The sequence below is a fragment of the Microvirga sp. TS319 genome (genome assembly GCF_041276405.1).
In the GTDB taxonomy this organism is placed as follows: Bacteria; Pseudomonadota; Alphaproteobacteria; order Rhizobiales; family Beijerinckiaceae; genus Microvirga.
Genome location: NZ_JBGGGT010000001.1, coordinates 1,311,491 through 1,333,740, shown reverse-complemented (window position 1 = coordinate 1,333,740; position 22,250 = coordinate 1,311,491). Strand labels below are relative to the sequence as shown.

The 22,250-nt window shown below is 60.8% G+C and carries 25 protein-coding genes and 1 pseudogene; 17 read left to right on the top strand and 9 right to left on the bottom strand.

Annotated features, from left to right (window positions below; translation table 11 throughout):
- Positions 1-19: 19 nt before the first annotated feature.
- The gene (dctP, locus tag AB8841_RS06045) at positions 20-1,012 is read right to left on the bottom strand and encodes a TRAP transporter substrate-binding protein DctP (protein WP_370434924.1); all 993 of its coding nucleotides are present in this window, start codon (positions 1,010-1,012) and stop codon (positions 20-22) included.
- Positions 1,013-1,201: 189 nt separating this feature from the next.
- On the opposite strand from dctP, the gene AB8841_RS06040 reads away from it, so the two are divergent.
- The 3 genes from AB8841_RS06040 to AB8841_RS06030 all read left to right on the top strand — a co-directional run bounded on the left by AB8841_RS06040 (position 1,202) and on the right by AB8841_RS06030 (position 4,603).
- Positions 1,202-1,870, top strand: coding sequence for a GntR family transcriptional regulator (locus AB8841_RS06040; protein WP_370434923.1), 669 nt, complete (start codon positions 1,202-1,204; stop codon positions 1,868-1,870).
- 17 nt (positions 1,871-1,887) lie between these two features.
- Entirely contained in the window at positions 1,888-2,547 is a 660-nt protein-coding gene (locus AB8841_RS06035; RefSeq protein WP_370435553.1) for a GntR family transcriptional regulator, read from the top strand.
- Positions 2,548-2,716: 169 nt separating this feature from the next.
- Positions 2,717-4,603 (top strand): bifunctional sugar phosphate isomerase/epimerase/4-hydroxyphenylpyruvate dioxygenase family protein, encoded by a 1,887-nt coding sequence (locus AB8841_RS06030; protein WP_370434922.1) that lies wholly within the window; start codon positions 2,717-2,719, stop codon positions 4,601-4,603.
- Positions 4,604-4,725: 122 nt separating this feature from the next.
- Here AB8841_RS06030 and AB8841_RS06025 read toward each other — a convergent pair.
- The 3 genes and pseudogenes from AB8841_RS06025 to phnF form a co-directional block, all read right to left on the bottom strand.
- Positions 4,726-4,803 (bottom strand): annotated as a pseudogene (locus tag AB8841_RS06025) (integrase core domain-containing protein); the annotation flags it as partial.
- A 130-nt stretch (positions 4,804-4,933) separates the two neighbouring features.
- Positions 4,934-5,296 (bottom strand): hypothetical protein, encoded by a 363-nt coding sequence (locus AB8841_RS06020; protein ID WP_370434921.1) that lies wholly within the window; start codon positions 5,294-5,296, stop codon positions 4,934-4,936.
- 700 nt (positions 5,297-5,996) lie between these two features.
- The gene (gene phnF / locus AB8841_RS06015) at positions 5,997-6,719 is read right to left on the bottom strand and encodes a phosphonate metabolism transcriptional regulator PhnF (RefSeq protein WP_370434920.1); all 723 of its coding nucleotides are present in this window, start codon (positions 6,717-6,719) and stop codon (positions 5,997-5,999) included.
- 101 nt (positions 6,720-6,820) lie between these two features.
- On the opposite strand from phnF, the gene phnG reads away from it, so the two are divergent.
- The 13 genes from phnG to phnN all read left to right on the top strand — a co-directional run bounded on the left by phnG (position 6,821) and on the right by phnN (position 17,280).
- Entirely contained in the window at positions 6,821-7,273 is a 453-nt protein-coding gene (gene phnG, locus AB8841_RS06010; RefSeq protein ID WP_370434919.1) for a phosphonate C-P lyase system protein PhnG, read from the top strand.
- Positions 7,273-7,869 carry a phosphonate C-P lyase system protein PhnH gene (gene phnH / locus AB8841_RS06005; protein ID WP_370434918.1) on the top strand — a complete coding sequence of 199 codons (597 nt, stop codon included), beginning with the start codon at positions 7,273-7,275 and terminating at the stop codon, positions 7,867-7,869. The genes phnG and phnH overlap by 1 nt, the downstream gene beginning before the upstream one ends.
- A 3-nt stretch (positions 7,870-7,872) precedes the next feature.
- Positions 7,873-8,973: a carbon-phosphorus lyase complex subunit PhnI gene (locus tag AB8841_RS06000; RefSeq protein WP_370434917.1), complete on the top strand. Its 1,101-nt coding sequence runs from the start codon at positions 7,873-7,875 to the stop codon at positions 8,971-8,973.
- Positions 8,970-9,875, top strand: a complete 906-nt coding sequence (locus AB8841_RS05995) for an alpha-D-ribose 1-methylphosphonate 5-phosphate C-P-lyase PhnJ (RefSeq protein WP_370434916.1) — start codon at positions 8,970-8,972, stop codon at positions 9,873-9,875. Before AB8841_RS06000 ends, AB8841_RS05995 begins: the two co-directional genes overlap by 4 nt.
- Positions 9,872-10,648, top strand: a complete 777-nt coding sequence (gene phnK / locus AB8841_RS05990; RefSeq protein ID WP_370434915.1) for a phosphonate C-P lyase system protein PhnK — start codon at positions 9,872-9,874, stop codon at positions 10,646-10,648. Before AB8841_RS05995 ends, phnK begins: the two co-directional genes overlap by 4 nt.
- Position 10,649: 1 nt before the next feature.
- On the top strand, positions 10,650-11,390 hold the full coding sequence (gene phnL / locus AB8841_RS05985; protein WP_370434914.1) for a phosphonate C-P lyase system protein PhnL: 741 nt from the start codon (positions 10,650-10,652) through the stop codon (positions 11,388-11,390).
- Positions 11,390-12,088 carry a DapH/DapD/GlmU-related protein gene (locus AB8841_RS05980; protein ID WP_370434913.1) on the top strand — a complete coding sequence of 233 codons (699 nt, stop codon included), beginning with the start codon at positions 11,390-11,392 and terminating at the stop codon, positions 12,086-12,088. The genes phnL and AB8841_RS05980 overlap by 1 nt, the downstream gene beginning before the upstream one ends.
- 5 nt (positions 12,089-12,093) lie before the next feature.
- Positions 12,094-12,933, top strand: coding sequence for a phosphonate ABC transporter ATP-binding protein (phnC, locus tag AB8841_RS05975; RefSeq protein ID WP_370434912.1), 840 nt, complete (start codon positions 12,094-12,096; stop codon positions 12,931-12,933).
- Positions 12,934-12,961: 28 nt separating this feature from the next.
- A complete protein-coding gene (phnD, locus tag AB8841_RS05970) occupies positions 12,962-13,951 on the top strand; it encodes a phosphonate ABC transporter substrate-binding protein (protein ID WP_370434911.1) in 990 nt (329 codons plus the stop codon).
- A gap of 178 nt (positions 13,952-14,129) precedes the next feature.
- Complete coding sequence (gene phnE, locus AB8841_RS05965) at positions 14,130-14,876, top strand: phosphonate ABC transporter, permease protein PhnE (protein ID WP_370434910.1); 747 nt, start codon at positions 14,130-14,132, stop codon at positions 14,874-14,876.
- Complete coding sequence (locus AB8841_RS05960; RefSeq protein WP_370434909.1) at positions 14,876-15,565, top strand: DUF1045 domain-containing protein; 690 nt, start codon at positions 14,876-14,878, stop codon at positions 15,563-15,565. Before phnE ends, AB8841_RS05960 begins: the two co-directional genes overlap by 1 nt.
- Before the next feature lie 4 nt (positions 15,566-15,569).
- Positions 15,570-16,709, top strand: a complete 1,140-nt coding sequence (locus tag AB8841_RS05955; RefSeq protein WP_370434908.1) for an alpha-D-ribose 1-methylphosphonate 5-triphosphate diphosphatase — start codon at positions 15,570-15,572, stop codon at positions 16,707-16,709.
- 4 nt (positions 16,710-16,713) lie between these two features.
- Positions 16,714-17,280 (top strand): phosphonate metabolism protein/1,5-bisphosphokinase (PRPP-forming) PhnN, encoded by a 567-nt coding sequence (gene phnN / locus AB8841_RS05950; protein WP_370434907.1) that lies wholly within the window; start codon positions 16,714-16,716, stop codon positions 17,278-17,280.
- Positions 17,281-17,551: 271 nt separating this feature from the next.
- On the opposite strand, the gene AB8841_RS05945 is transcribed toward phnN, so the two are convergent.
- The 4 genes from AB8841_RS05945 to AB8841_RS05930 form a co-directional block, all read right to left on the bottom strand.
- On the bottom strand, positions 17,552-18,139 hold the full coding sequence (locus tag AB8841_RS05945; protein WP_370434906.1) for an inorganic diphosphatase: 588 nt from the start codon (positions 18,137-18,139) through the stop codon (positions 17,552-17,554).
- Between the two features lie 175 nt (positions 18,140-18,314).
- The gene (locus tag AB8841_RS05940) at positions 18,315-18,710 is read right to left on the bottom strand and encodes a YkvA family protein (protein ID WP_370434905.1); all 396 of its coding nucleotides are present in this window, start codon (positions 18,708-18,710) and stop codon (positions 18,315-18,317) included.
- 50 nt (positions 18,711-18,760) lie between these two features.
- Entirely contained in the window at positions 18,761-19,873 is a 1,113-nt protein-coding gene (locus tag AB8841_RS05935; protein ID WP_370434904.1) for a sulfite exporter TauE/SafE family protein, read from the bottom strand.
- A 59-nt stretch (positions 19,874-19,932) separates the two neighbouring features.
- Complete coding sequence (locus tag AB8841_RS05930) at positions 19,933-20,211, bottom strand: metal/formaldehyde-sensitive transcriptional repressor (RefSeq protein ID WP_370434903.1); 279 nt, start codon at positions 20,209-20,211, stop codon at positions 19,933-19,935.
- 60 nt (positions 20,212-20,271) lie between these two features.
- Between AB8841_RS05930 and AB8841_RS05925 the strand changes: the two genes are divergently transcribed.
- Positions 20,272-20,478 (top strand): DUF1289 domain-containing protein, encoded by a 207-nt coding sequence (locus AB8841_RS05925; protein ID WP_370434902.1) that lies wholly within the window; start codon positions 20,272-20,274, stop codon positions 20,476-20,478.
- 146 nt (positions 20,479-20,624) lie between these two features.
- On the opposite strand, the gene AB8841_RS05920 is transcribed toward AB8841_RS05925, so the two are convergent.
- Positions 20,625-22,235, bottom strand: a complete 1,611-nt coding sequence (locus tag AB8841_RS05920; RefSeq protein ID WP_370434901.1) for an amidohydrolase — start codon at positions 22,233-22,235, stop codon at positions 20,625-20,627.
- Positions 22,236-22,250: the final 15 nt, after the last annotated feature.

Sequence of the window (22,250 nt, the reverse complement as noted above, 5' to 3'; positions counted from 1 at the left end):
GGCGAGCCAGGATCGGGCCTCACATGGCGTTGATCTTGTCCAGCATGCCCGGCGCCCAGCTCTTCGCGAGATCTGAGGCGAGATACTTCTTCTGAGCGAAGTCGCGGAAGGCTTTCAGGTCAGGCGTATAGACGTCGAGGCCCTTCTCCTTGAAGAGGCTGACAAGTTCCGCCTCTTTCTTCAAGTGTTCCTGGGTGCTCCATTCGATCGCCTTATCGGCCGCCGCCTGGAAGGCCGCCTGCTTCTCCGGCGACATGGCGTTCCAGACCTTGTTGGACACCGCCAGCAGATCGAAGCCGACAAGATGCGAGGTCAGTGCAATCTGCGACATCACCTCGTAGAACTTCATGTTCTGTATGTTCGGCAGCGGGTTGTCCTGGCCGTCGATCGCACCCGTCTGCAGCCCCGTATAAACCTCCGCGTAAGCCATCGGCGTGGGGTTCGCCCCGATGGCCTGGCCCAGGAACTGCCAGGCATCGCCGCCGGGCATGCGCAGCTTGATTCCCGCCATATCCTCCGGCGTGTTGATCTTTTTGTTCGGCTTCAACCCGACCTGGCGGGCACCGAAATAGGTGGGTCCGAGAATGTGAATGCCCAGCTGGTCCGAAGCCATCTTCTTGAGCTGCTGCCCGACATCGCCGGCGAACACCTTCTTCAGGTGGTCGGCATCGCGGAACAGATAGGCGGAGGTAACGATGGACCAGGCCGGGACCTGATTGGAGATGTCCTGCGGGGCGATGTTGCCCATCTCCAGGTTGCCCCGCTGCATGGCAACGAGCTCGGTGCCCTGCTTGAACAGGTTGCCGCCGTAATAGGGCTGAAGGTTGAAGCCCTGAGCCTTAACGTCCTCGCCGAACCGCTTCATCATCTCGGCCCGGATGTCCTGCTCCGAGAAGACGGCCGAGAACCGCAGGTTCGTGGGCGATTGGGCTGTGGCTGGCCCATCTGCGCTCCACGCCAGAAGGGCTGCGCCTGCTGCCATCAGGAGGCGCCGATTGATGCTGAATGCCATTGATTTCCTCTCCCTGTGTACTGCGCATTGAACTGCGTCTTGGGTGGAACTATCCGCTCCGACGATCACAAAATCAATAGGCATTTAGAAAATCATCTGATATTTTGCGTTTTGGCATATGATCGAGGCTTGCCCAGGGCTGAGATCTTGAGCTGGCGGTGACCAGTGATGCCGCTGGATGGTGGACGGATGAGCATCGAGTTGCTGGCAACATCCATTGCAGACCGTGCCTATGATCGGATCCGGGCGGACATCGTTTTCGGTCGTCTGAAACCGGGAGCACGTCTCCGGCTGGACCGATTGGCAGGCGAATATGGGACGAGCGTCAGCACCCTCCGGGAGATTCTGAGTCGCCTGTCGTCGGAAGGTCTCGTGATCGCCGAAGGGCAGCGCGGCTTTCGGGTCGCTCCGGTTTCGCCTGAGGGATTCGAGGATGTCGCGGCCATGCGGCTGCTCCTGGAAACCTACGCTCTGCCCCTGTCCTTCAAGGCCGGGGATCTGGAATGGGAGAGCCGCGTCGTGGCTGCCCATCACAAGCTCGCCTTCATGGAGCGGCAGATGTTGGGCGGCAATCAGGAGGGCACGGAACTCTGGAAGCGGTACGACCGCGAATTTCACCAGTGCCTGATCGAGGCTTGTGGCTCCCAGACCTTGCTCGATCTCTACGGCGGCGTCTTCGACCAATACCTTCGGTATCAGATGGTGGCCGTCGTTTTCCGCGGAGAAATCGCGGCCGAGGAGCATCGCATGCTGCTGAACTGCGCCCTGACGCGCAAGGCCGACGAGGCCTGCCGTCTGCTCACCCGGCATGTGAATGGATGCGTGGCCCACACACTGGAAAGCGGGGCGCTGACATGACGGACGATGTGCAGACAATCCTTCAGCCCTCCACGGTCGGCGAGAGCGCCTACCGGAAGATCCGGTCCGACATCATCTTCGGCCGGCTCCGCCCAGGCAAGAAGCTGAAGCTCGAGCGCTTGAAGGTCGATTACGGAGCTAGCGTCAGCACGCTCAGAGAGATCCTGAACCGCCTTCACTCCGAACGGCTCGTGGTGGCCGAGGGGCAGAAGGGCTTCGAAGTGGCGCCCGTCTCAATCCCGAACCTGAGAGAAATTGCCGCTCTCCGGCAACTCCTCGAATGCCGCGCTCTGGAACAGTCGTTCCGGGCCGGCGATATGGATTGGGAGGGCAGGATCGTCGCCGCCCACCACCGGCTCGCCAGGATGGAAGAGCGGATGGCGGACGGAGATCGAAGCCACACCGAGGAGTGGAAGCGCTACGATTGGCAGTTTCACCAGGCGCTCATCTCAGCCTGTGGATCGAAGATGCTGATCGACAACCATGCGGCGGTTTTCGACAAGTACCTGCGCTATCAGATGATTGCCCTGAGCTACCGCGGTGAGGTCGCCGCCCGCGAGCATGCTCTTCTTCTGGAATGCGCGCTCGCAAGAGATTCCGCGCGTGCCTGCGAGGTTCTGACCCGCCACGTTGCCGGTGGCGTCGAGCATGCGCTCGCAACGGGAACCATCAGTTAGAGCATCGAACGCGGGAAGTAGGGGCCGGTTTTGGGTGAGAAGATGCTCAAGATCAAAATGTTAACGCGTCGGACGTGAGTTCGAGTTCACGTCCGGCGCAGCAAAAAAGAAAAGCGGGTCGCTTCGGCACTACGCTCCCGATCTTTTGAGAGGAAATGGAACGACGAGCATGCGCACAGCCATTGCCACCGTTTGCCTGAGCGGTACCCTCCCGGAGAAGATCGAGGCTATTGCGGCTGCGCAATTCAAGGGTGTGGAGATCTTCGAGAATGATCTTCTCTCCTTCAACGGAACGCCCGCCGACGCCCGGCGCATGATCGAAGGCCTTGGTCTGGAGACGATAACCTTTCAGCCGTTCCGCGATTTCGAAGGCATGCCCGAGCCTCAGCGATCCAAGGTGTTCGCCCGCGCCGAGCGCAAGTTCGACGTCATGGAGGAACTCGGCTGCGACCTTCTGATGGTGTGCAGCAACGTCTCGTCGGATTCGCTAGGCGGGATCGAACGGGCGGCCGCGGATTTCCACGAACTTGGGGAGCGCGCCGCCAAGCGCGGCATGCGCGTGGCTTTCGAGGCTCTGTCCTGGGGCCGGCACATCCACGATTACCGCGATTCCTGGGAGGTGGTCCGGCGCACGAACCATCCGGCCGTCGGACTGGTGCTCGATTCCTTTCATGTGCTGGCGCGGGGGACCGATCTGTCCGCGATTTGCTCTATTCCATCCGACAAGATCTTTCTCGTGCAGATGGCGGATGCACCGAAGCTCGACATGGATTATCTCTCCTGGAGCCGCCATTACCGCTGCTTCCCGGGACAAGGTGATCTGCCCATCGACGAATTCATGAATGCCCTCCATGCAACGGGCTTCGATGGGCTCCTGTCCCTGGAGATCTTCAACGACCGTTTTCGGGCCGGCTCCGCCCGCAGCGTCGCCATCGACGGGCAGCGCTCCCTCATTGTCATGCTGGATGAACTGCGCCTGCGCGCGCAAGCCGTCGTTCCCAATCTGCCGCAACTCCCATCCAAGGCGACCTGCTCAGGCGTCGAGTTTCTCGAATTCGCCGTGGACGAGCGCAGCGCCGTCAGCTTCGAGCAGACTTTATGCGGGCTGGGCTTCAAGAAGGCCGGCCGCCATCGTTCAAAGGCTGTGACCCGGTGGCGGCAGGGTGACATCAATATCGTCGTGAATGCGGACAAGGAGGGCTTCGCCCATTCCTTCAATATCACGCATGGCACCTCCGTCTGTGCCTTGGCGCTGCGCGTCGACGATGCGCCAGCGACCGTGAAACGTGCGATGACCCTCCTTGACCAGCCCTTCCAGCAGCCGGTCGGCCCCAGTGAAATGAATATCCCGGCGGTCCGCGGTCTCGGCGGCAGCCTCCTGTATTTCGTTGACCACAAGACTGGATTGGATCGGCTCTGGGATGTCGATTTCGAGCCTGTGGAGGCAGACGACTTCACCGGAGTCGGGCTGCGCTCTGTCGATCATGTGTCCCAATCGATGCATTACGAGGAGATGCTCACCTGGCTTTTGTTCTACACATCGCTCCTCGACGTAAGGAAGACGCCAACTCAGACGGTGATCGATCCGGGCGGCGTGGTGCAGAGCCAAGCTATCGAGACCCGTGATGGCTCGCTTCGTCTGATCCTCAACGCATCGCAGAGCCAGCGCACATTGTCGTCCCGATTCCTCAACGATCTTTTCGGCTCAGGGGTCCAGCATATCGCCCTTGAGACGGGCGACATCCTTGCGACTGTCGAACTCCTCAAAGCGAATAAGGTCGCTCTCCTGCCGATTCCGGAGAACTACTACGATGACCTCGAAGCGCGAAGCGATCTGTTTCCGGACGACGTGCAACAGCTGCGGGCGAATAATATCCTGTATGACCGCGAGGGCGGGGCCGAGTACTTTCAGGTCTATACCGTGACTTTGGAAGGCGGCTTTTTCTTCGAGATCGTAGAGCGGCGCAGCTATCATGGCTATGGTGCAGTGAATGCACCGATCCGACTGGCGTCTCAGACACGTCTTGCATCCGCCGTTATCGTTCCAGGGTCATGAAGCTTCGGCACTTCCGGAACTGCTACGAAGGCCCAGCCGGAATAACGACATACCAGAGCGCGATGCACCGCTCCCCTCTGGGGAAGGGGCCGCTGCCGCGTGCCGCGAGGTGAACTGAGCCCGTTGAGGCATTCATCGCGCAGCCGCCCATTGAAGCTTTCGATGAAGGCGTTTTGCTGCGGTACCCCTGGCATAGTCTGCCATTCCACGCCCGTGTCTGTGCAAGCGAGGGCAGGGCGCTCCCATACGGTTTTCCTGAGCAGTGCGGTCCTGGGATAAGGCTCCAGGACCGCGTCATTGGCAGAGGGTCGCAGGGATGGGAGGACGGCTTCAGCGTGCTAGGCCGGGCGGGGCGACGTAATCGATAGGCCCGAAGGGGTTGCGCGCGCCCACAAACGGGCCATTGGTGATGGGGTCGGGCAGAACGTGGGACAAACCGAAGGCCTCCCGGCTCTGGCCATAGGGCGGGAAGAGCAGATAGGACTGCACCTGCCCGTAGCCGGTATAGCCCGGATTGATCGAGCCGACTGGGACGACGTTGCCCGGGTTAAGGAAGCTGCGCGGTGTCACGCGCAGAACCAGTGGGCGGCCCTGCCCGAGCGTTGACCGCCTTTGGGATTGAGCCTCCGCCTGTAAGGGGATGGCCAGGAATGAAACGCAAGCAACGGTCATCACGACGGATATGGAACGCATCGGCAATCCTCCTCGACACGAGCATGGTCTCGCGGGAGCCCCCGTTGCAGGTTTCTTCGACAGTATCGGGTGTGGAATCGAACCCACATTCGATGCTGTAAGTCTCTATTTTGAGAATCATTTCACGCAAAACCGGTTCCTACTTTTGCGTTCGATGCTGTCATCACTCATGTTTCACGCGACGGCACACCCAGACGCTTGGCATGCGTGAGATGACATCTTGTACGGTTATCCCGTACGACAACCCTAGGCCTCCCATAGAGGTAGTGCCGTATCGCACATGGCTTGAGCCTCCGCGTTATGTCCGGTGCTCGGGGCTCCATACCCCCAAGCACCGCCACTTCTGGTGCCTTCCCCAGCGCCTTCGCTCACTGACCCGCCTGGCAGATTCACCGGCAGTCTCCCGGGAGACCGGCGAAAGCTCCCTCGGAACGCCAGCCCGCAAATTGCCCTGTCCGTCACGTGCGAACGGGGCTGTGTTCATGAAGACCCCAAAGGATGTGGAACAGTGAGGCCTCCGGCGGAACGGGCTTATCGTCCGGGGAGGTGAAGTCGATGCCATCCATCAGCCACTTCGAAAGGTCTCCTCAAGAGGCCGAGGCTGCCCCTGCATACCCGGAAGCGCTGGTCGGACACTCGCGAGACGACCCTTGGTCCGGATGGAAATATCCGAAATCTTCCCGGCAAGGTCCGCTGAATGTCAGTTCTGGAGCATCACCAGTTCCACCCGATCCGCCAGAAACTTGGTTCTGATAAACTGCACCGGATGCCCTTCGAGATCCACATCGATCGCTTTACTGATCAGGACGACGGCATCAGCTGCGCAGCTCATGAGCTCGGCGTCCTTAGCCGAAACGCGTTCTGCCGTCAGGCGGGTCTCCCGGCGGCGATAGTCGCCAACTCCCTCGCGCCGTAAGGCTTCGGTGATAGAGCCGCTTTCGGCATAGGCGTCGATGATCCCTGGAAAGCGCTCTGCCGAAAAGTACGATGTCGAACGCGAGAGCGGGACGCCGTTCGCAACCGAGAGGCTGTCGAGACGGTGAAGTCGCGTGCCGACGCGGCATTCGAGCAGGGCCGCCATCACAGAATCCGACAGAACGTAGTCGGATTTGATGAGCCGGCCTGAAGGCTCCAACGATTGCTTCAGCATGTTTTCGGAAAAGCGTGTGCGTGAGCCGATGGGATAGACGATGCGCTCCGGCTTGTTGTTGACGAACGTGCCGCGTCCACGCTCCACGCGCAGCAACCCGTCTGCCGTCAAAGCTGCAATGGCACGGCGGACCGTATGGCGATTGACACCATAACGCGCTGCCAATTCAAGCTCGGACGGCAGAGCATCCGAAATGATGCCGTCACCGATACTGCTGCGGATGTCGTCCGCCACCCGTCGCCAGCGTGTGACGCCGTCTCCGTCCGGGCTCATCGCCACCACCTCCCTCCAAAACGTCATCCGCTTGTCACGGAAGATAGGGTAAATCACAGACATGAATAGTTGTCTAGACAAATAGACAAGTGATGAGTGGAATGCACCCTTTCAATGAAGACCGGAAGCGACGGCTTGATATCCTGACTTCCAGCGACCAGGCCAAGCTAGCGGAGCGATACGCTGCGCTGGCGTCCACCGCTCCCGCAGCAACACCGATCCGAGGCCCTGAAATCGGCACGCTCATGCTTCGCGGACGGGCGGGCGGTGGTGGCGCGATCTTCAATCTCGGCGAGGCGACGGTGACCCGCACCACCGTGAAGCTCGCAACAGGCGAGATCGGCCACGCGATTGTCCTTGGTCGCCACCTGCAGAAGGCAAGAATCGTCGCGCACCTTGATGCGCTCTCCCAACTTCCCGACTGGGTCCAAGTGATCGAAGCGGGCTTTGTAACGCCGGCGCTTGCAGAACAAGACGAAGCGCGGATACGGCAGGCCGAAGAGACCGAGGCCACGCGCGTCGACTTCTTCACCATGGTTCGCGGAGAAGATTGATGACGGCGACAACCCTTCTGGATGGCGGGTTCACCGCCCCGGTGTTTCAATCGCAGGCTGCATTCCGGCTGGTGATGGACGCGATGGCGCAGCCGGGCCTCGTCGTCGATGTGGGCCAGCCGGTTCAAGCACCTGCGCCGCTTGCGCCGGCAGCGGCTGCCTTCCTGGCAACTCTCGCCGACTATGATACCCCGGTCTGGATTGAAGACGAGGGTGCAGAAGCAGCCGTGTCGTGGCTGACGTTTCACACGGGCGCCGCTGTCACCAAAGACCCGGCGACGGCGAGTTTTGCGGTTCTATCCACGAAGAGCCTCGTCGGTGGCTGGTCGAAACTCGCAATGGGCACGCTCTCCTACCCCGACCGATCCGCGACACTGCTTTTGCCGGTTGAAAGCCTGCGCGATGGAACGCCGCGGAGAATCCGCGGACCGGGAATCGAAACCGTTGCCATGATCGCACCGCACGGATTGCCGGATGGTTTCACCGAGGCGATGGCGCACAATGCGGCACGCTTCCCTCTCGGCTTTGATCTGGTTTTGATCTGCGGCAGCGAATTGCTCGCACTGCCGCGCACCACACGTCTTGTGGAGGCTTGAGCGATGTATGTCGCGGTTAAAGGTGGAGAGGCGGCGATTTCCAATGCGCATCGTCTCATGGCTGATCGCCGGCGTGGCGATCGCGATGTGCCGGCGCTCTCCGTCGAGCAGATCGTCAATCAATTATCCCTTGGCGTCGATCGTGTGATGGCGGAGGGTTCTCTCTACGATCCCGAACTTGCGGCGATGGCCGTGCGCCAAGCACGTGGCGATCTGATTGAAGCGATCTTCCTTCTGCGCGCTTATCGGACCACATTGCCGCGGTTTGGCAATGCGTGTCCGATCGACACGAACAGGATGCGCATTGAGCGCCGAGTCTCTGCGACCTTCAAGGATATCCCGGGCGGCCAGCTCTTGGGGCCGACCTTCGACTACACGCACCGCCTGATCGATCCCACCATGGCATGTGACGAAGCTGTCGCGGATCCGATCAGGCGTGAGCGACCCAAAGAGGACAACTGTCCGAGAGTGACGGATCTACTTGATGGTGAAGGGCTGATCGAAGCCGATGTCCCAAGCAACGATGAACCAGGTGATTTGACTCGTGAGGCGACTGCCTATCCCGTCGGACGCGAGATTCGCCTGCAGGCACTAGCGCGCGGCGACGAGGGCTTCCTGCTGGCCCTCGGCTATTCGACACAGCGCGGCTACGGGCGGACGCACCCCTTCGTCGGTGAGATCCGAATCGGCACGGTTGATATTGAACTGGACGTGCCGGAACTTGGGTTTGCGGTGTGTGTCGGCTCGATCCGCGTCACAGAGTGCCAGATGGTGTCGCAGTTCAAGGGAAGCGCCGACACGCCGCCGCGTTTCACGCGCGGTTACGGGCTCGTCTTTGGGCAATCCGAGCGCAAGGCGATGGCCATGAGCCTCGTCGATCGCGCGCTGAGAGCCGACGAGTTCAACGAGCAACGGATGGCTCCGGCGCAAGACGAAGAGTTCGTGCTGGAACACTGCGACAACGTGCAGGCTACGGGCTTCGTCGAGCACCTGAAGCTGCCTCACTATGTCGATTTCCAGGCAGAACTCGAATTGCTGCGAACATTACGCCGCGAGGCCGAAACGGTGAGTTCCAATAAACTAATGAGCGAGGCAGCAGAATGAAAACTCACTCCCTGCTTGCCTATAACTTCGCCTACATCGACGAACAGACCAAGCGCATGATCCGGCGTGCGATCCTGAAGGCGATCGCGATCCCTGGATACCAAGTGCCGTTCGCCTCCCGCGAGATGCCGATGCCTTATGGTTGGGGCACAGGCGGAGTGCAGGTCACCGCATCAATCCTCGGTCCGGACGACGTGCTCAAAGTCATCGATCAGGGAGCCGACGATACCACCAATGCGGTGTCGATCCGGGCCTTCTTCGCCAAGGTAGCGAATGTTGCGACCACGACGCGAACAGCCGATGCGACGATCATCCAGACCCGCCATCGCATTCCTGAGACTCCTCTCATCCAGGGCCAGATCATCGTTTATCAGGTGCCGATCCCAGAGCCTCTTCGCTTCCTCGAACCGCGCGAGACAGAAACGCGGGTCATGCATGCGCTGGAAGAATACGGGTTGGTTCACGTCAAGCTTTACGAAGACATTGCGCAGCATGGCCATATCGCCACGACCTATGCCTATCCCGTAAAGGTCGAGGGCCGGTATGTCATGGACCCATCGCCGATCCCAAAATTCGACAACCCAAAAATGCACCGTTCGCCAGCCCTGCAGCTTTTTGGTGCCGGACGCGAGAAGCGGATCTATGCGCTGCCGCCGTTCACCGATGTGGTCAGTCTCGACTTTGAGGATCATCCATTCACGGTCCAGCGCTTCGATTCCCATTGCGCGCTCTGTAATGCCCACGACGTCTATATGGACGAAGTCATCACCGACGACTGCGGTGGGCGCATGTTTGTTTGCTCTGACACGGACCATTGCGAAACCCGCCGATCCGAGGGGTATCAGGGAGCAGGTCTGCCGCAGCATAGCGCCGGGAAGACCGATTGGGAGGCCGCGGAATGAACAGCGAACCGATCCTTTCCGTCCGAAATCTGGAAAAGCGCTACGGCGACTTCATCGGCTGCACGGATATCTCCTTTGATACATGGCCGGGCGAGGTTGTCGCGATCGTGGGCGAGTCCGGCTCGGGCAAAACCACCCTTCTCAACTGCATTTCCACTCGGCTGGAGCGCAGCAGCGGCGAAATCCGGTACCGGATGCGCGATCAAAGCTTCCCTGATCTCGCGGAGCTGAGTGAAGCCGAACTCCGCTTCCTCATGCGGACGGATTGGGGTTTCGTCCACCAGAACCCGGCGGATGGGTTGCGGATGCGGGTATCTGCCGGGGCTAACGTCGGCGAACGGCTGATGGCGATTGGCGACCGCAACTATGGCGAGATCCGGCGCCGGGCCAGCGACTGGTTGGAACGTGTCGAGATCGCAGCCTCCCGCATCGACGATATGCCGGTGGCTTTCTCGGGCGGCATGCGACAGCGTCTACAGATTGCGCGCAATCTCGTGACCCACCCGCGTTTGATCTTCATGGATGAGCCGACCGGCGGTCTCGACGTATCGGTCCAGGCGCGTGTTCTGGATTTGCTACGAATGCTGGTCTCGGATCTCAGTTTGTCGGTGATCATCGTCACCCATGATCTCGGCGTCGCCCGGCTTCTGTCGCAGCGCATGATTGTCATGAAGAGCGGACGGATCGTCGAGCAGGGGCTGACCGATCGCGTGATGGACGATCCAAGCCATCCCTATACCCAGCTTCTCGTCGCCTCGATCCTGGAGAATTGAGATGGTGACCGACAATCCATCTACCATGGCTGGCGTTCCCCTGCTGTCGGTCGAGGATGTATCCAAGTCATTCACGATCCACCTTCGCGGCGGCCTCCGCCTTCCCGTCGTGGCCAATGTCACGTTTGACGTCTCTTCCGGTGAATGCCTTGTGCTGGGCGGTCCGTCAGGGATCGGCAAATCGTCGATCCTGCGCATGATCTTCGGAAATTACGCCGTCGATGCCGGCCGAATCCTTGTGCGGGACCGCAGCACGGGAGAGGTCGCAGACCTCGCAGCCGGCGATCCCCGCCTCGTACTTAGTCTCCGGCGCGATCATATCGGTTATGTCAGCCAGTTTCTGCGGGCGATCCCACGGGTTTCGGCTCTGGACGTCGTGGCCGAACCTCTCATCGCGCGCGGAGTCGGGCGCACGGTCGCGGCGAACCGCGCCGCTGCCATGCTCGAGCGGCTGAACCTGCCGACGGCCCTCTTCAATCTCCCTCCGGCAACGTTCTCTGGCGGTGAGAAGCAGCGGGTGAACATCGCCCGTGGCTTCATGATTGATCACCCGATCCTACTGCTCGACGAGCCGACGGCATCGCTCGACGAGACCAATCGGGACGTCGTTGTCACGATGATCCGGGAGAAACTAGCTGCTGGAACGGCTGTTGTCGGGATCTTCCACGACATTCCGGTTCGTGAGGCCGTTGCGACGAAGATTATCGACGTTGCCGCCTTCTCGACGCGGGAGGCTGCGTGATGACCAAGCTCAGCGAGCACAAGCCGCTCATCCATGCGACGGCCGATGTCAGGGATAGCACGCTCGGCCGCTTTGTCGAAATCGAAGCGCGGTCACGCGTGAGCGAGGCGGTTCTGGGTGACTATTCCTATGTCATGCAGGATTGTGCGATCTGGTGTGCAGAGATCGGCAAATTTGCCAACATCGCGGCCTCCGTGCGCATCAATGCCACCAATCATCCCACATGGCGTGCCACGCTTCATCATTTCACCTATCGGGCAGGAGACTATTTCGAGGGCGCAGCCGACGAAGACGAGTTCTTCGAGTGGCGCCGCTCCCAACCGGTTACGGCCGGGCATGATGTCTGGATCGGACACGGAGCGACTGTTCTGCCCGGGGTCAGTATCGGCAACGGCGCTGTCGTGGGGGCGGGGGCCGTCGTCTCACGCGATGTCGCGCCATACACTATCGTCGGTGGTGTCCCGGCCCGTTTCATCCGAGAGCGCTTCACTCGCGACATCGGACAGCGAATGGATCGCCTCGCATGGTGGGAGTGGCCGCACGACAAGCTTTTTTCAGCCCTGAAGGATTTCCGGATGCTGACGGCAGAGGCTTTTGTGGAGCGCTATGAAGCGCTGACGCCGAACCTTCATCGAACTGACATCGAACCGTCGCCATCAAGTTATCCTGGGTCGGTAAGTTTGGACGAACGAGGATGATGCACATGACAGCGATCAGCGTTTCTAACCTCTCGAAGCGTTACGGCAGGACCCAGGCGCTCGATAATGTCAGCATCGACGTCCAGCGTGGCGAGATGGTCGCTCTGATCGGCGCATCGGGTTCCGGCAAGAGCACGCTTATCCGTCATATTGCTGGGCTCGAGGCAGGTGATGGTGAGACCGGGAAAGTCGTGGTTCTCGGAGAAGTATCGCAGACGGCGGGACGATTGACGCGCGGGCGCCCCGGCGGTCGTGTGGCGGTCATCTTTCAGCAGTTCAATTTGGTGGGGCGTCTCTCCGTCTTGACCAATGTCCTCATCGGCCATTTGGGCCGGGTCCCCCGCTGGCGCGGCACGCTCGGCCTGTTCAGCCGCTCCGAGAAGGAAAAGGCTGAAAACGCCTTGGCGCGGGTTGGCATCCCTCACGTGTCGGCTCAGCGCTCCTCGACCCTTTCTGGCGGGCAGCAGCAGCGTGCTGCCATTGCGCGCACCCTGGTGCAGGAAGCCTCGATCCTGATCGCCGACGAGCCGATTTCCGCGCTCGACCCGTCCTCCGCGCGGCGCGTGATGGACGTTCTGGCGACGATCAATACCCAGGACAACATCACTGTCCTCGTGTCGCTGCACCAAGTCGAGTATGCGCGGCGGTACTGCAAGCGTACGATCGCCATGCGCGACGGGCGCATTGTTTATGATGGGCCTTCAACGTCCCTCTCCAACGGTTTCCTCGCGGAGCTCTACGGCGACGCTTCGGAAGAACTGGTTCTACCGGAAAGCCCGGTAGAATTGCTGCCGGCTCTGCCGGTCCGGCCGAACGGCCACGACCCGGTTCGCATGTTGGCCTGAACCTCGGAATATAAGCGGAGACAATGAAATGAAGACCACGCTCAAATGGGCGGCAGCGGTGTCGCTCGCCTGCACGATGTCAACGGCTGCTTGGGCCCAGGCTGTCATCAACTTCGGCATCATCTCGACCGAGTCCCAGCAGAACCTGAAGACCAGCTGGGAGCCACTGCTCGCCGACCTGAAGAAGAAGACCGGCCTTGAGGTAAAGCCGTTCTTCGCTTCCGACTATGCCGGGATCATCGAAGGCATGCGGTTTGGTAAGGTACAGATGGCGTGGTACGGCAACAAATCCGCCATGGAAGCTGTGGATCGCGCCAATGGCGAAGTTTTCGTGCAGAGCGTGCCGGTCGGCGGTGAACCGGGCTATTGGTCGGTCGTGATCGTACCCAAGGATTCGCCAATCAAGTCGCTTGACGATGTCCTGAAGTGCGACAAGTCTCTCAACTTCGGCCTCGGCGACCCGAACTCGACCTCCGGCTATCTCGTGCCGATGACCTTCGTGTTCAGCGCCAAGGGAATCGACCCGAAGACCTGCTTCAAGAATGTCACCAACGCCAACCACGAGACCAATGCAATGGCGGTGGCCAACAAGCAGGTCGACGCGGCGGCCAACAACACGGAGAACATGGCGCTGATCGAGAAGAATCAGCCCAAGGCGTTCGAGAGGATCCGCGAAATCTGGCGCTCGCCCCTGATCCCCTCCGACCCGATCGTGTGGCGTAAGGATCTGCCGGACGCACAGAAGACCAAGATCCGAGACTTCTTTCTCACCTACGGTACCGACAAGTCGACAGGTGACATCGCCGCCGAGAAGAACGTGCTGGCCGGTCTGAAGTGGGCACCGTTCCGCGCCTCTTCCGACAGGCAGTTGCTGCCGATCCGCGTCATGGAGCTCACCAAGTCGATTTCCCAGATCGAGGCTGACGCTTCGCTCACCGCCGACGCGAAGAAGGCGAAGCTCGATGAACTAAAGGCGCAGAAGGCCAAGCACGAGGCCGAATTGGCTGCCGCCGGCTGAGCCAACCCAAGGGAGGTGGCCTGGGGGCAGGCCATCTCCTTCAATCAATGAACGGAAGAGCCTTGATACCGGCATGGATCAGACAGCATCGAATCCCAGTACTGCGGTTCTCAAGCTTATCAAATCGGTTGGAGACCGCACGACGTCATCGCGGGACCCAGGGCGCGGATCGAACGGATTGCGGAACCTGCTTCTGCTGGCTTTGCTCGTTGCGGCACTCTCCTGGAGTTGGGGGCCGGCAGAAGTAAGCCGGTGGACGTATCTCTTCACTGATTCCGGAAACATGGCCGAATATGCGGCCGGGTTCCTGCGCCCCAACTTCAACGATTGGCGCCATTATCTGGATGAGATGCTGGTCACGATCCAGATCGCGATCTGGGGGACATTCCTGGCCGTGGTCTTTTCAATTCCTTTGGGGATCATGTCCGCTCACAACATGGTTCCTTGGTGGATCCTGCAGCCCGTGCGCCGTCTGATGGATCTTTTCCGATCCATTCATGAGGTGGTCTTCGGGGTCCTGTTCATCGTGGCGGTCGGCCTCGGTCCATTCGCCGGCGTCATGGCCCTGTTCATTCACACGACCGGGATTTTGGCAAAACTGTTTTCCGAGGCCGTCGAGGCGATCGATCCGCGCCCTGTGGAGGCTATCCGCACAACTGGCGCTTCCCGCGTCCAACAGGTGATTTATGGCGTGATCCCGCAGGTCCTGCCGCTCTGGATGTCATTCTCGCTCTACCGCCTTGAATCGAATATTCGGTCCGCGACGGTTCTCGGAATCATCGGCGCCGGGGGCATTGGCCAAGTCCTCTTCGAGTCGGTCCGTGCCTTCTACTATCCTCAGGCCTCCGCCATCCTGATCATTGTCGTGGTTACGGTCATGGTGATGGATCTGATCTCGCAGCTTCTCCGCAGGCTGGTGATCTGATGCGGGCGGCAATCTACTTCACTCCGGCCAAGAGCGATCCGCTGACCGTGCGGGCAGCCACGTGGCTCGGGCGCGACGCATTCGAGAATCGCATCGTGCGTGATCCGAATCCGAAAGTCGACCTCCTCGTGTCCGATCCAGCACGCTATGGATTTCATGCGACGTTGAAGGCTCCATTTCGGCTCGCCGATGGCATGACGCTCCACGATCTCGACCGCGAACTGGCTGCATTCTCGCAGAGGATACAGGCTTTCTCTCTCGGAAAGCTCACTGTTACGCGGCTCAACCGCTTCTTTGCGCTCACGGTTCAGACGGTGCTTCCAGAATTGCTGCAATTGGAGGAGGCAGTTCGGACTGCCTTTGAACCGTTCCGTGCCCCGCTGAGCAGGCAGGAGGTGGCTCGGCGCAATTCACACAATCTGTCGGAGCGCCAGCAAGCGAACCTGGCGCGCTGGGGCTATCCGTATGTGGGGCAGGACTTCCGCTTTCACATGACACTGACCAATGCGATTCTGGCTGAGGATGAGGCAGCCCAGGTCGAGGCGCTGCTGCACTCCCAGTTCAGTCCCGCACTCAACACCTCCGTTGTCATTGACGCGCTTGCGCTCTTTGTTGAGCCGGAGCCGGGCGATCCATTCCATATCCATTCACGCCATCCGCTGCAAGGCGGCATGCCATCCTATGCCTAGGGCCATGACCTCAGAAATCATATTCACCAATGCACGCATCGTGCTCGCCGACGAGATCGTTGAGGGCACCCTTAAGATCCGGGACGGGCATATAACCGATATCTCGCGCGGGAACTCCAGGGCCGGCGAGGATTTTGCCGGTGATGTATTGATCCCGGGTTGTGTCGAGTTGCACACCGATCACCTTGAGACCCATTTGCAGCCTCGCCCGAAGGTGCGCTGGAACATGGACGCGGCACTCCAGGCGCATGACGCGCAAATCGCAACCTCCGGCATAACCACCGTTTTCGATGCATTGCGGGTCGGCCTTGAGGGCGATACCGAGTTCGGTGCGCAGGAGATGTCGGCTATGGCGGGCGCCATCGCGTCGGCGAGTACCGACGGGCGCCTGCGTTCAGAGCACTTCATCCACTTGCGGTGCGAGGTTTCGGTCGCCGACGTGGTGGAACATTTCGACGAACTTCGGGGAAACGAGCGGGTGCGTCTCGCCTCGTTGATGGATCACGCGCCCGGTCAGAGGCAATTCGTCAGCCTGGAAGCCTATCGCGTCTATTATCAGGGCAAGAAGAAACTCACCGATAGTGAATTTGCTGCCTATAGTGAGCGACGCATCGCGGAATCGGCTGCAAACTCCGAACGCAACCGCCGACTCCTGGCCGATCGCTGCCGCACGAGCGGCATTTCGATAGCGTCTCATGATGATGCGACGCGGGCCCATGTGGAAGAGAGCGTCTCGCTGGGAGTCGCCCTGGCGGAATTCCCGACCACGATTGAGGCCGCAACGCTGTCACGCGATGCGGGGCTGCATGTGCTCATGGGCGCGCCGAATGTCGTGCGGGGCGGCTCTCACTCGGGCAATGTTTCAGCCATTGACCTGCTGCGCGCCGGGGCGCTGGATATTCTGTCCTCGGATTATGTGCCGTTCAGTCTCGTCCAGGCCGCATTTCTCCTGGCCGAGCGAGCCGATATCACCCTGCCTGACGCGATACGCCTGATCTCAGCGAACCCGGCCGATGCCGCAGGACTGTCCGATCGCGGCCGTATCGAAATTGGGCGGCGTGCCGATCTCGTGCGCGTTCAGGCCGTGAACGGTCGGCCGCCCCGGGTTTGCTCCGTCTGGCGGGAAGGGGTCCGCGTTGCGTAAAGGAATGTTCGTTGCGATCGTCGGCCCCAGCGGAGCCGGCAAGGATACGCTCATCAGGGCCGTTGCGGAAGCGGTGCGCCATCAGCCTGGGATCATCTTCGTCCGCAGGGTCATTACCCGTATTTCGGACGGCACCACGGAAGATCATGATACGATGACGCCCGAAGCGTTCGAGGCAGGACGTGTCGCCGGCATGTTCTGCTTGAGTTGGGGGGCTCACGGTCTTTTCTATGGCCTGCCTCAATCGGCACTCGATGCAGTCGTTCGAGGCAATACCGTCGTCGCCAATATATCCCGTGGGATTCTGGATGAGGCAGTGAAAACGTTCGGTCGGATTGCTGTCGTCGAGATTACGGCTCGGCCGGAAATCCTGGCCGAGCGGATCATCGCGCGTGGTCGGGAGAGTGCCGATGAAGCGAGCGGGCGCATCGTCCGGTCGGTCGATTTCCACGTACCTGCGGCGGCATGCAGTTACGTGCGGATCGACAATTCCGGCCCAATCGATGTCGCAAAGAACCGCTTTATCGAAGTCCTCGGTTCAGGAGGAGATACTTTTGGTCTGCCGGCGTGATGGCGGGCTTGGATTGCGTCTCCTGAGCGGCCCGGGGTCCCGGGAGGATGACTGCGATACCCTGAAGGCAGCGCCCTTTCGCCCGCCATCTCCCGGCGGTCTAGTGCATCATGCGGACCCGGTGGGCCGCGTCAGCGAAATGTGGACTCGGTTTTCCGCAAGAGCGATGCGCTTTTTCCAGGAAGGGAGCATCGGAGGAAATCCCAAAAGTAGATTCCACTTTTCACGTCCGATGCTCCAGCCGGAGGATTGCCGTTGGCTGGAAGGATAGCTATTTCCCGTACTGCTCTGCAGCCTTCTTGATCAGGGCCTTTGCGACTTCAGCCGTATCGAAGCCCTTGACCTCTACCGCCTTACGGCCATCGGGCAGTTGCTTGTAGACCCGGAAGAAGGCGAGGAGCCGGTCGCGTTCGATCGCCGGCAGGTCCTCGATCTTCTGGACCGCATCATAGGTGGGATCGATCTTCGAGACCGGTACCGCGACGATCTTGTCGTCGACCTCGCCGCCATCGATCATCTTCATCACGCCGATCGGCCGGACCCGGATGAGGGCTCCGCCCTGCACCGGCTGCCGGGTGTACACGATCACATCCAGCGCATCGCCGTCCTCACCTTTCGTCCTGGTGATCGAACCGTAGTTCGCCGGATAGGCCACCGGCATGGATTGGAAGCGGTCGACGAACAGGAAGCCCGTATCCGCATCGGTTTCGTACTTGATCGAGCTGCCGGCCGGGATCTCAACCACCATGTTGAGTTCCTCAGGCAGCGACGACGGCTGCTTGAACGCGAGAACGTTGGACTGGGCGAGGGCCGGCGAGACGGAAAGGGCCAGGAGGCCGGCGGCGATCCATTGCTTCATTGGGGTCACTTCTCGTTTGAACAGAGTAGTGGGTTGCTAGGACATGAAGCGTGACAGTAGGATGACCGACAATTCTCGCAGCCAACGCGGTCCGCCTGCCTGGGGCAGGGCGGAAGGTGTGAGTCTATATGCCAGGATGGTGGCTCCCTGGGATCGGCCGAACGAGACGAAGATTTCACGCGGGTAGGGTGGGCCAGAATACCCAAACCAGAGCCGCTAGGCTAAGCGCCCACAGCGCGATGATCGCCGCTGCTCCCACCCGGCTCATAGGCCGCCCTTCCCGGGCAGACGCCGTGGCCCTGAACTCCGCCATCAGGTCAGTCGGGACGAGCTTGACGGCAAGCACGATCCCCAAAGGCACGAGAAGGAGATCGTCGAGGTAGCCCAATACCGGGACGAAATCCGGAATGAGATCGATCGGAGAGAGGGCATAGGCTGCCACAGCTGCTGCTGCGGCCTTCGCATACCAAGGCACCCGCGGGTCGCGGGCGGCGATCCAAAGCGCGACCACGTCACGCTTGATGGATCTCGCCCACTGCTTGGCCCGGTCGATCAAGCTGCCGTTGTTCATGCGGTCTCTGCCACTTCATTCGGTCGAGCGATTCTCTCCATAGGATGCCCCTACGATAGCGTCGTTGCGGGGGCAGCGAGGTCGACGAAGCCTTGCACCAGCATGATCGCACCGAGGACACCGACGAGGCCGGCCGAGGCTAGGGGGAGGCGTCGCAGCAGGCGGTCGGAGACGTTGATCCGCTTCGAGGCACGCTGCACACCCCAGGCGGCGGCAACGCCGATGGACACCATAGTGATCGCCAGGCCGAGGCTGAAGGCGGCCACCGTAGCGGCGCCGAGCGTGAACTGGCCGAGCTGGAGGCAGATCAGCAGCACGGTGATCGAGGCCGGGCAGGGGATCAGGCCACCGGTGATGCCGAACAGCGCGATCTGACCCGTGGTGACGTTGCCGCCATTGGTCGCGAGCTGGCGAGCGATCTGCTCGGCGTGCTCGCGCTCATGCGCATCCTCGTCCAAATGGGCATGGTCATGGCGGTGATCATGATCATGCTCCGAGAATGCGACCACGTAGGTGTGGGCATGATCCCCATGTGACAGCCGCACCCGGGCCGTGAACGCGTGCGGCTCGGGGATCTCACCTGCGGACTCGAGGTATCCGTCCCGTTCGACAAAGCTAAAACGCTCGCCGGAACCGTCGCTGCGGTCGGTCTCGACCAGCACGTCCTTGGCCTCCCATGGGTTGCCACTGACAGTGCGCAGCCGCCAGCGCGGCGGCACGCCGTCCTCGAAGATCGAGAGCTCGACGATCCCATGCCCGGTATCGATGATCCGGACCTCATCATGGCGATGATGGCCATGATAATGCCGCCGGAACCAGCCGAGGGTCTGGCCCGTACGCCAGACCATCCAGGCGGCGATGCCAATGATGATCATGCCCGAGGCGATCAGCAGCCATGCCTCGAAATGCGTGTTCAGGATGTCGCGGCCGAGCGACAGGCCGGCCATGGCGACGACCCAGACGATCAGCGAGTGCGAGAGGGCGGCACAGACGCCCAGCAGCACGGCCTGTCCGATGGTGCCGCGGATCGCCACGATATAGGCGGCCATCATGGTCTTGGAGTGACCGGGTTCGAGCCCGTGCAGGGCGCCGAGCAGAACGGCAAAGGGCAGATATAGCCAGCCGTTGCCGCCGGACTGAAGAAGTTGAGCAATATCGGGCATCAGTTTTCCAAACGCACGGACGGGCGCCCATCAGGGACGCGAGCCGCTACAAAGCGGGTTCACTTCAGGTAGGTGCGGACCACGTCGATGAGTTCGGCCGCGCCCTTGGCGCGCTCCGGGTCCGGTTCATGGGCCGGATCGACCACGTGGTTGCGGATGTGGTCCTCCATCAGCTCGACGGTCAGGCCGTTCACGGCCCCGCGCACCGAGGCGACCAGCATAAGCACGTCGGCGCAGCCGAGTTCGGCGTCCAAGGCGCGCTCGATGGCCTCAACCTGGCCTTTGATCCGGCGGACCCGAGCGAGAAGCTTCGTCTTTTCCTTGATCGTGTGGGACATGCGACCTCCTCGTCAACGGCTTGTATCATATAGGGGGCTACCCTATGCTTGTCGAGCGCAATGTTTGCCGCAGATCAGGTTGAGGCCGTGAAGAAAGACAACCCTTGTATTTCTGTATGCGAGTTCGATGGGCGGACCGGCTGGTGCCTCGGCTGCGGGCGGACGATCTCCGAGATCCGGGAATGGCGGAAACTGACGCCGTATCGGCGTACGGCCCTCCTGCGCGAGCTGCCCCGGCGGGTGAAACAGGTCCGGCCGGACGGCTAGACTTCATCCCCACAGGATGGAAGACCGACATCGGACGCCATGCCAACACGATGTCGCTTTTCGTCTTATGAGTGGCGGCGGTCTCAAAAGACCGCCGCCGATTGCGTCGTTCTCCCGCGTGAATGGGGTACGCACGGTTGCCAATCTCAGTTCTTCGGCTTCTCCAGAACAGGGAACTTGATGCCTAACTGATCGAGATAGGTCGGGTACTTGGAAGGATCGTAATAGTACTTCTTCATCTCGGGCCGATATTGCGCCATGATATCGGCATTGATGTGCACCTGGGGCTTGTCCTCGGCCGTGATCATCGGGACGTATGTCTGGCCCTTCTGCTGATCCTTGGTGAAGTACTCCTTGGCCTGCGCCAGCAAGTCCGGCTTCATCAGAAGGTCGACGGTGGTCATCGCGATCACCTTCGCTCCCGCAACAACGCCCTTATGCGCAATAGGTGTCGCCATCGACATGGCATTCGACCAGTGGTGGCCTGGCAGATTGGGAATGTTCGACGGGTAGTTCAACGTGATGGTCGGCACGGTCCACGAGATGTCGCCGATATCGTCGGAGCCGCCGCTTTCAGGCTTCTCCACGGGAGGCTCGAATTTCTTCAGCTCGGTCGCAAGCCCTTCCTCCTTGCCTTTGACGGTGCGCTGCACCGCCTTGGCGAAGGCCTGCTCGTCCTCCGTCCATTGAGGCAATCCGACCTGCTGGATATTGGTGTAAGCCGCCTCGGCAATAGGCTTATTGAAGTGACGTGGGGCCGCAGTTCCGATGATCCGCCGCGTGACCGTGGTGTCCGTCATCTTCGCGGCGGCCTCCGAGATGGTGTTGGCGATCTCGAAGTTCTTGCGGATATTCTCGAAGTCCTGCTCGCGGATGAAGTACCAGACCGAGGCTTCCGGAGGGACGACATTGGGCTGGTCGCCACCGTCCGTAATGACATAGTGGGAGCGCTGCTCGGGCCGGAGGTGCTCGCGGCGCATGTTCCAGCCGATGTTCATGAGTTCGACGCCGTCGAGCGCGCTGCGGCCGCGCCACGGAGCCGCCGCGGAGTGCGCCGCTTCGCCCTTGAACGAATATTCGACGGAGACAAGGCCTGTGCCATTGGGCTGGCCCCACGCGGTCTGGAGGTTGTTGCCGACATGCGTGAAGAGGACGGCATCAACCCCGTTGAACACTCCATCGCGGACCATATAGGCCTTGCCCGCAACGAGTTCCTCGGCAACGCCGGGCCAGAGCATGATCGTTCCAGGGATCTTCTCGCGCTCCATGATCTCCTTCATGGCAAGCGCCGCCACGACGTTCAGCGCCTGGCCCGAGTTGTGTCCTTCGCCGTGTCCGGGGGCTCCTTCGACCAGGGGGGCATGGTACGCGACGCCTGGTTTCTGAGACGCCTTCGGCAAACAGTCGATGTCGCTGCCGAGCGCGATCACGGGGCCGCCCGATCCCCACTTTGCCACCCATCCGGTCGGTAGCCCGGCGACGTTCCGCTCGATGGTGAAGCCATTCTTTTCGAGAATGGCCGTGATATACTTGGAAGTCTCGAACTCTTGGAACGCAAGCTCGCCAAAGCTGAAGATCGAATCGTTCATCTCCTGAGCCAGTTTGGCGCGGGCGTCCACGCCCTCGATCGCGCGCTTCTTGAGTTCTGCGATGCGCTCCGCTATGACGGCGCTCTGATCTGCGCTTTGGGCTAAGACGGGTGCATATGTGGCCAAAAGCGCGGTCAAGGCCAAGCCGGGCAGCATGGTTCGGTTCATGATGTCGTCCCTCTG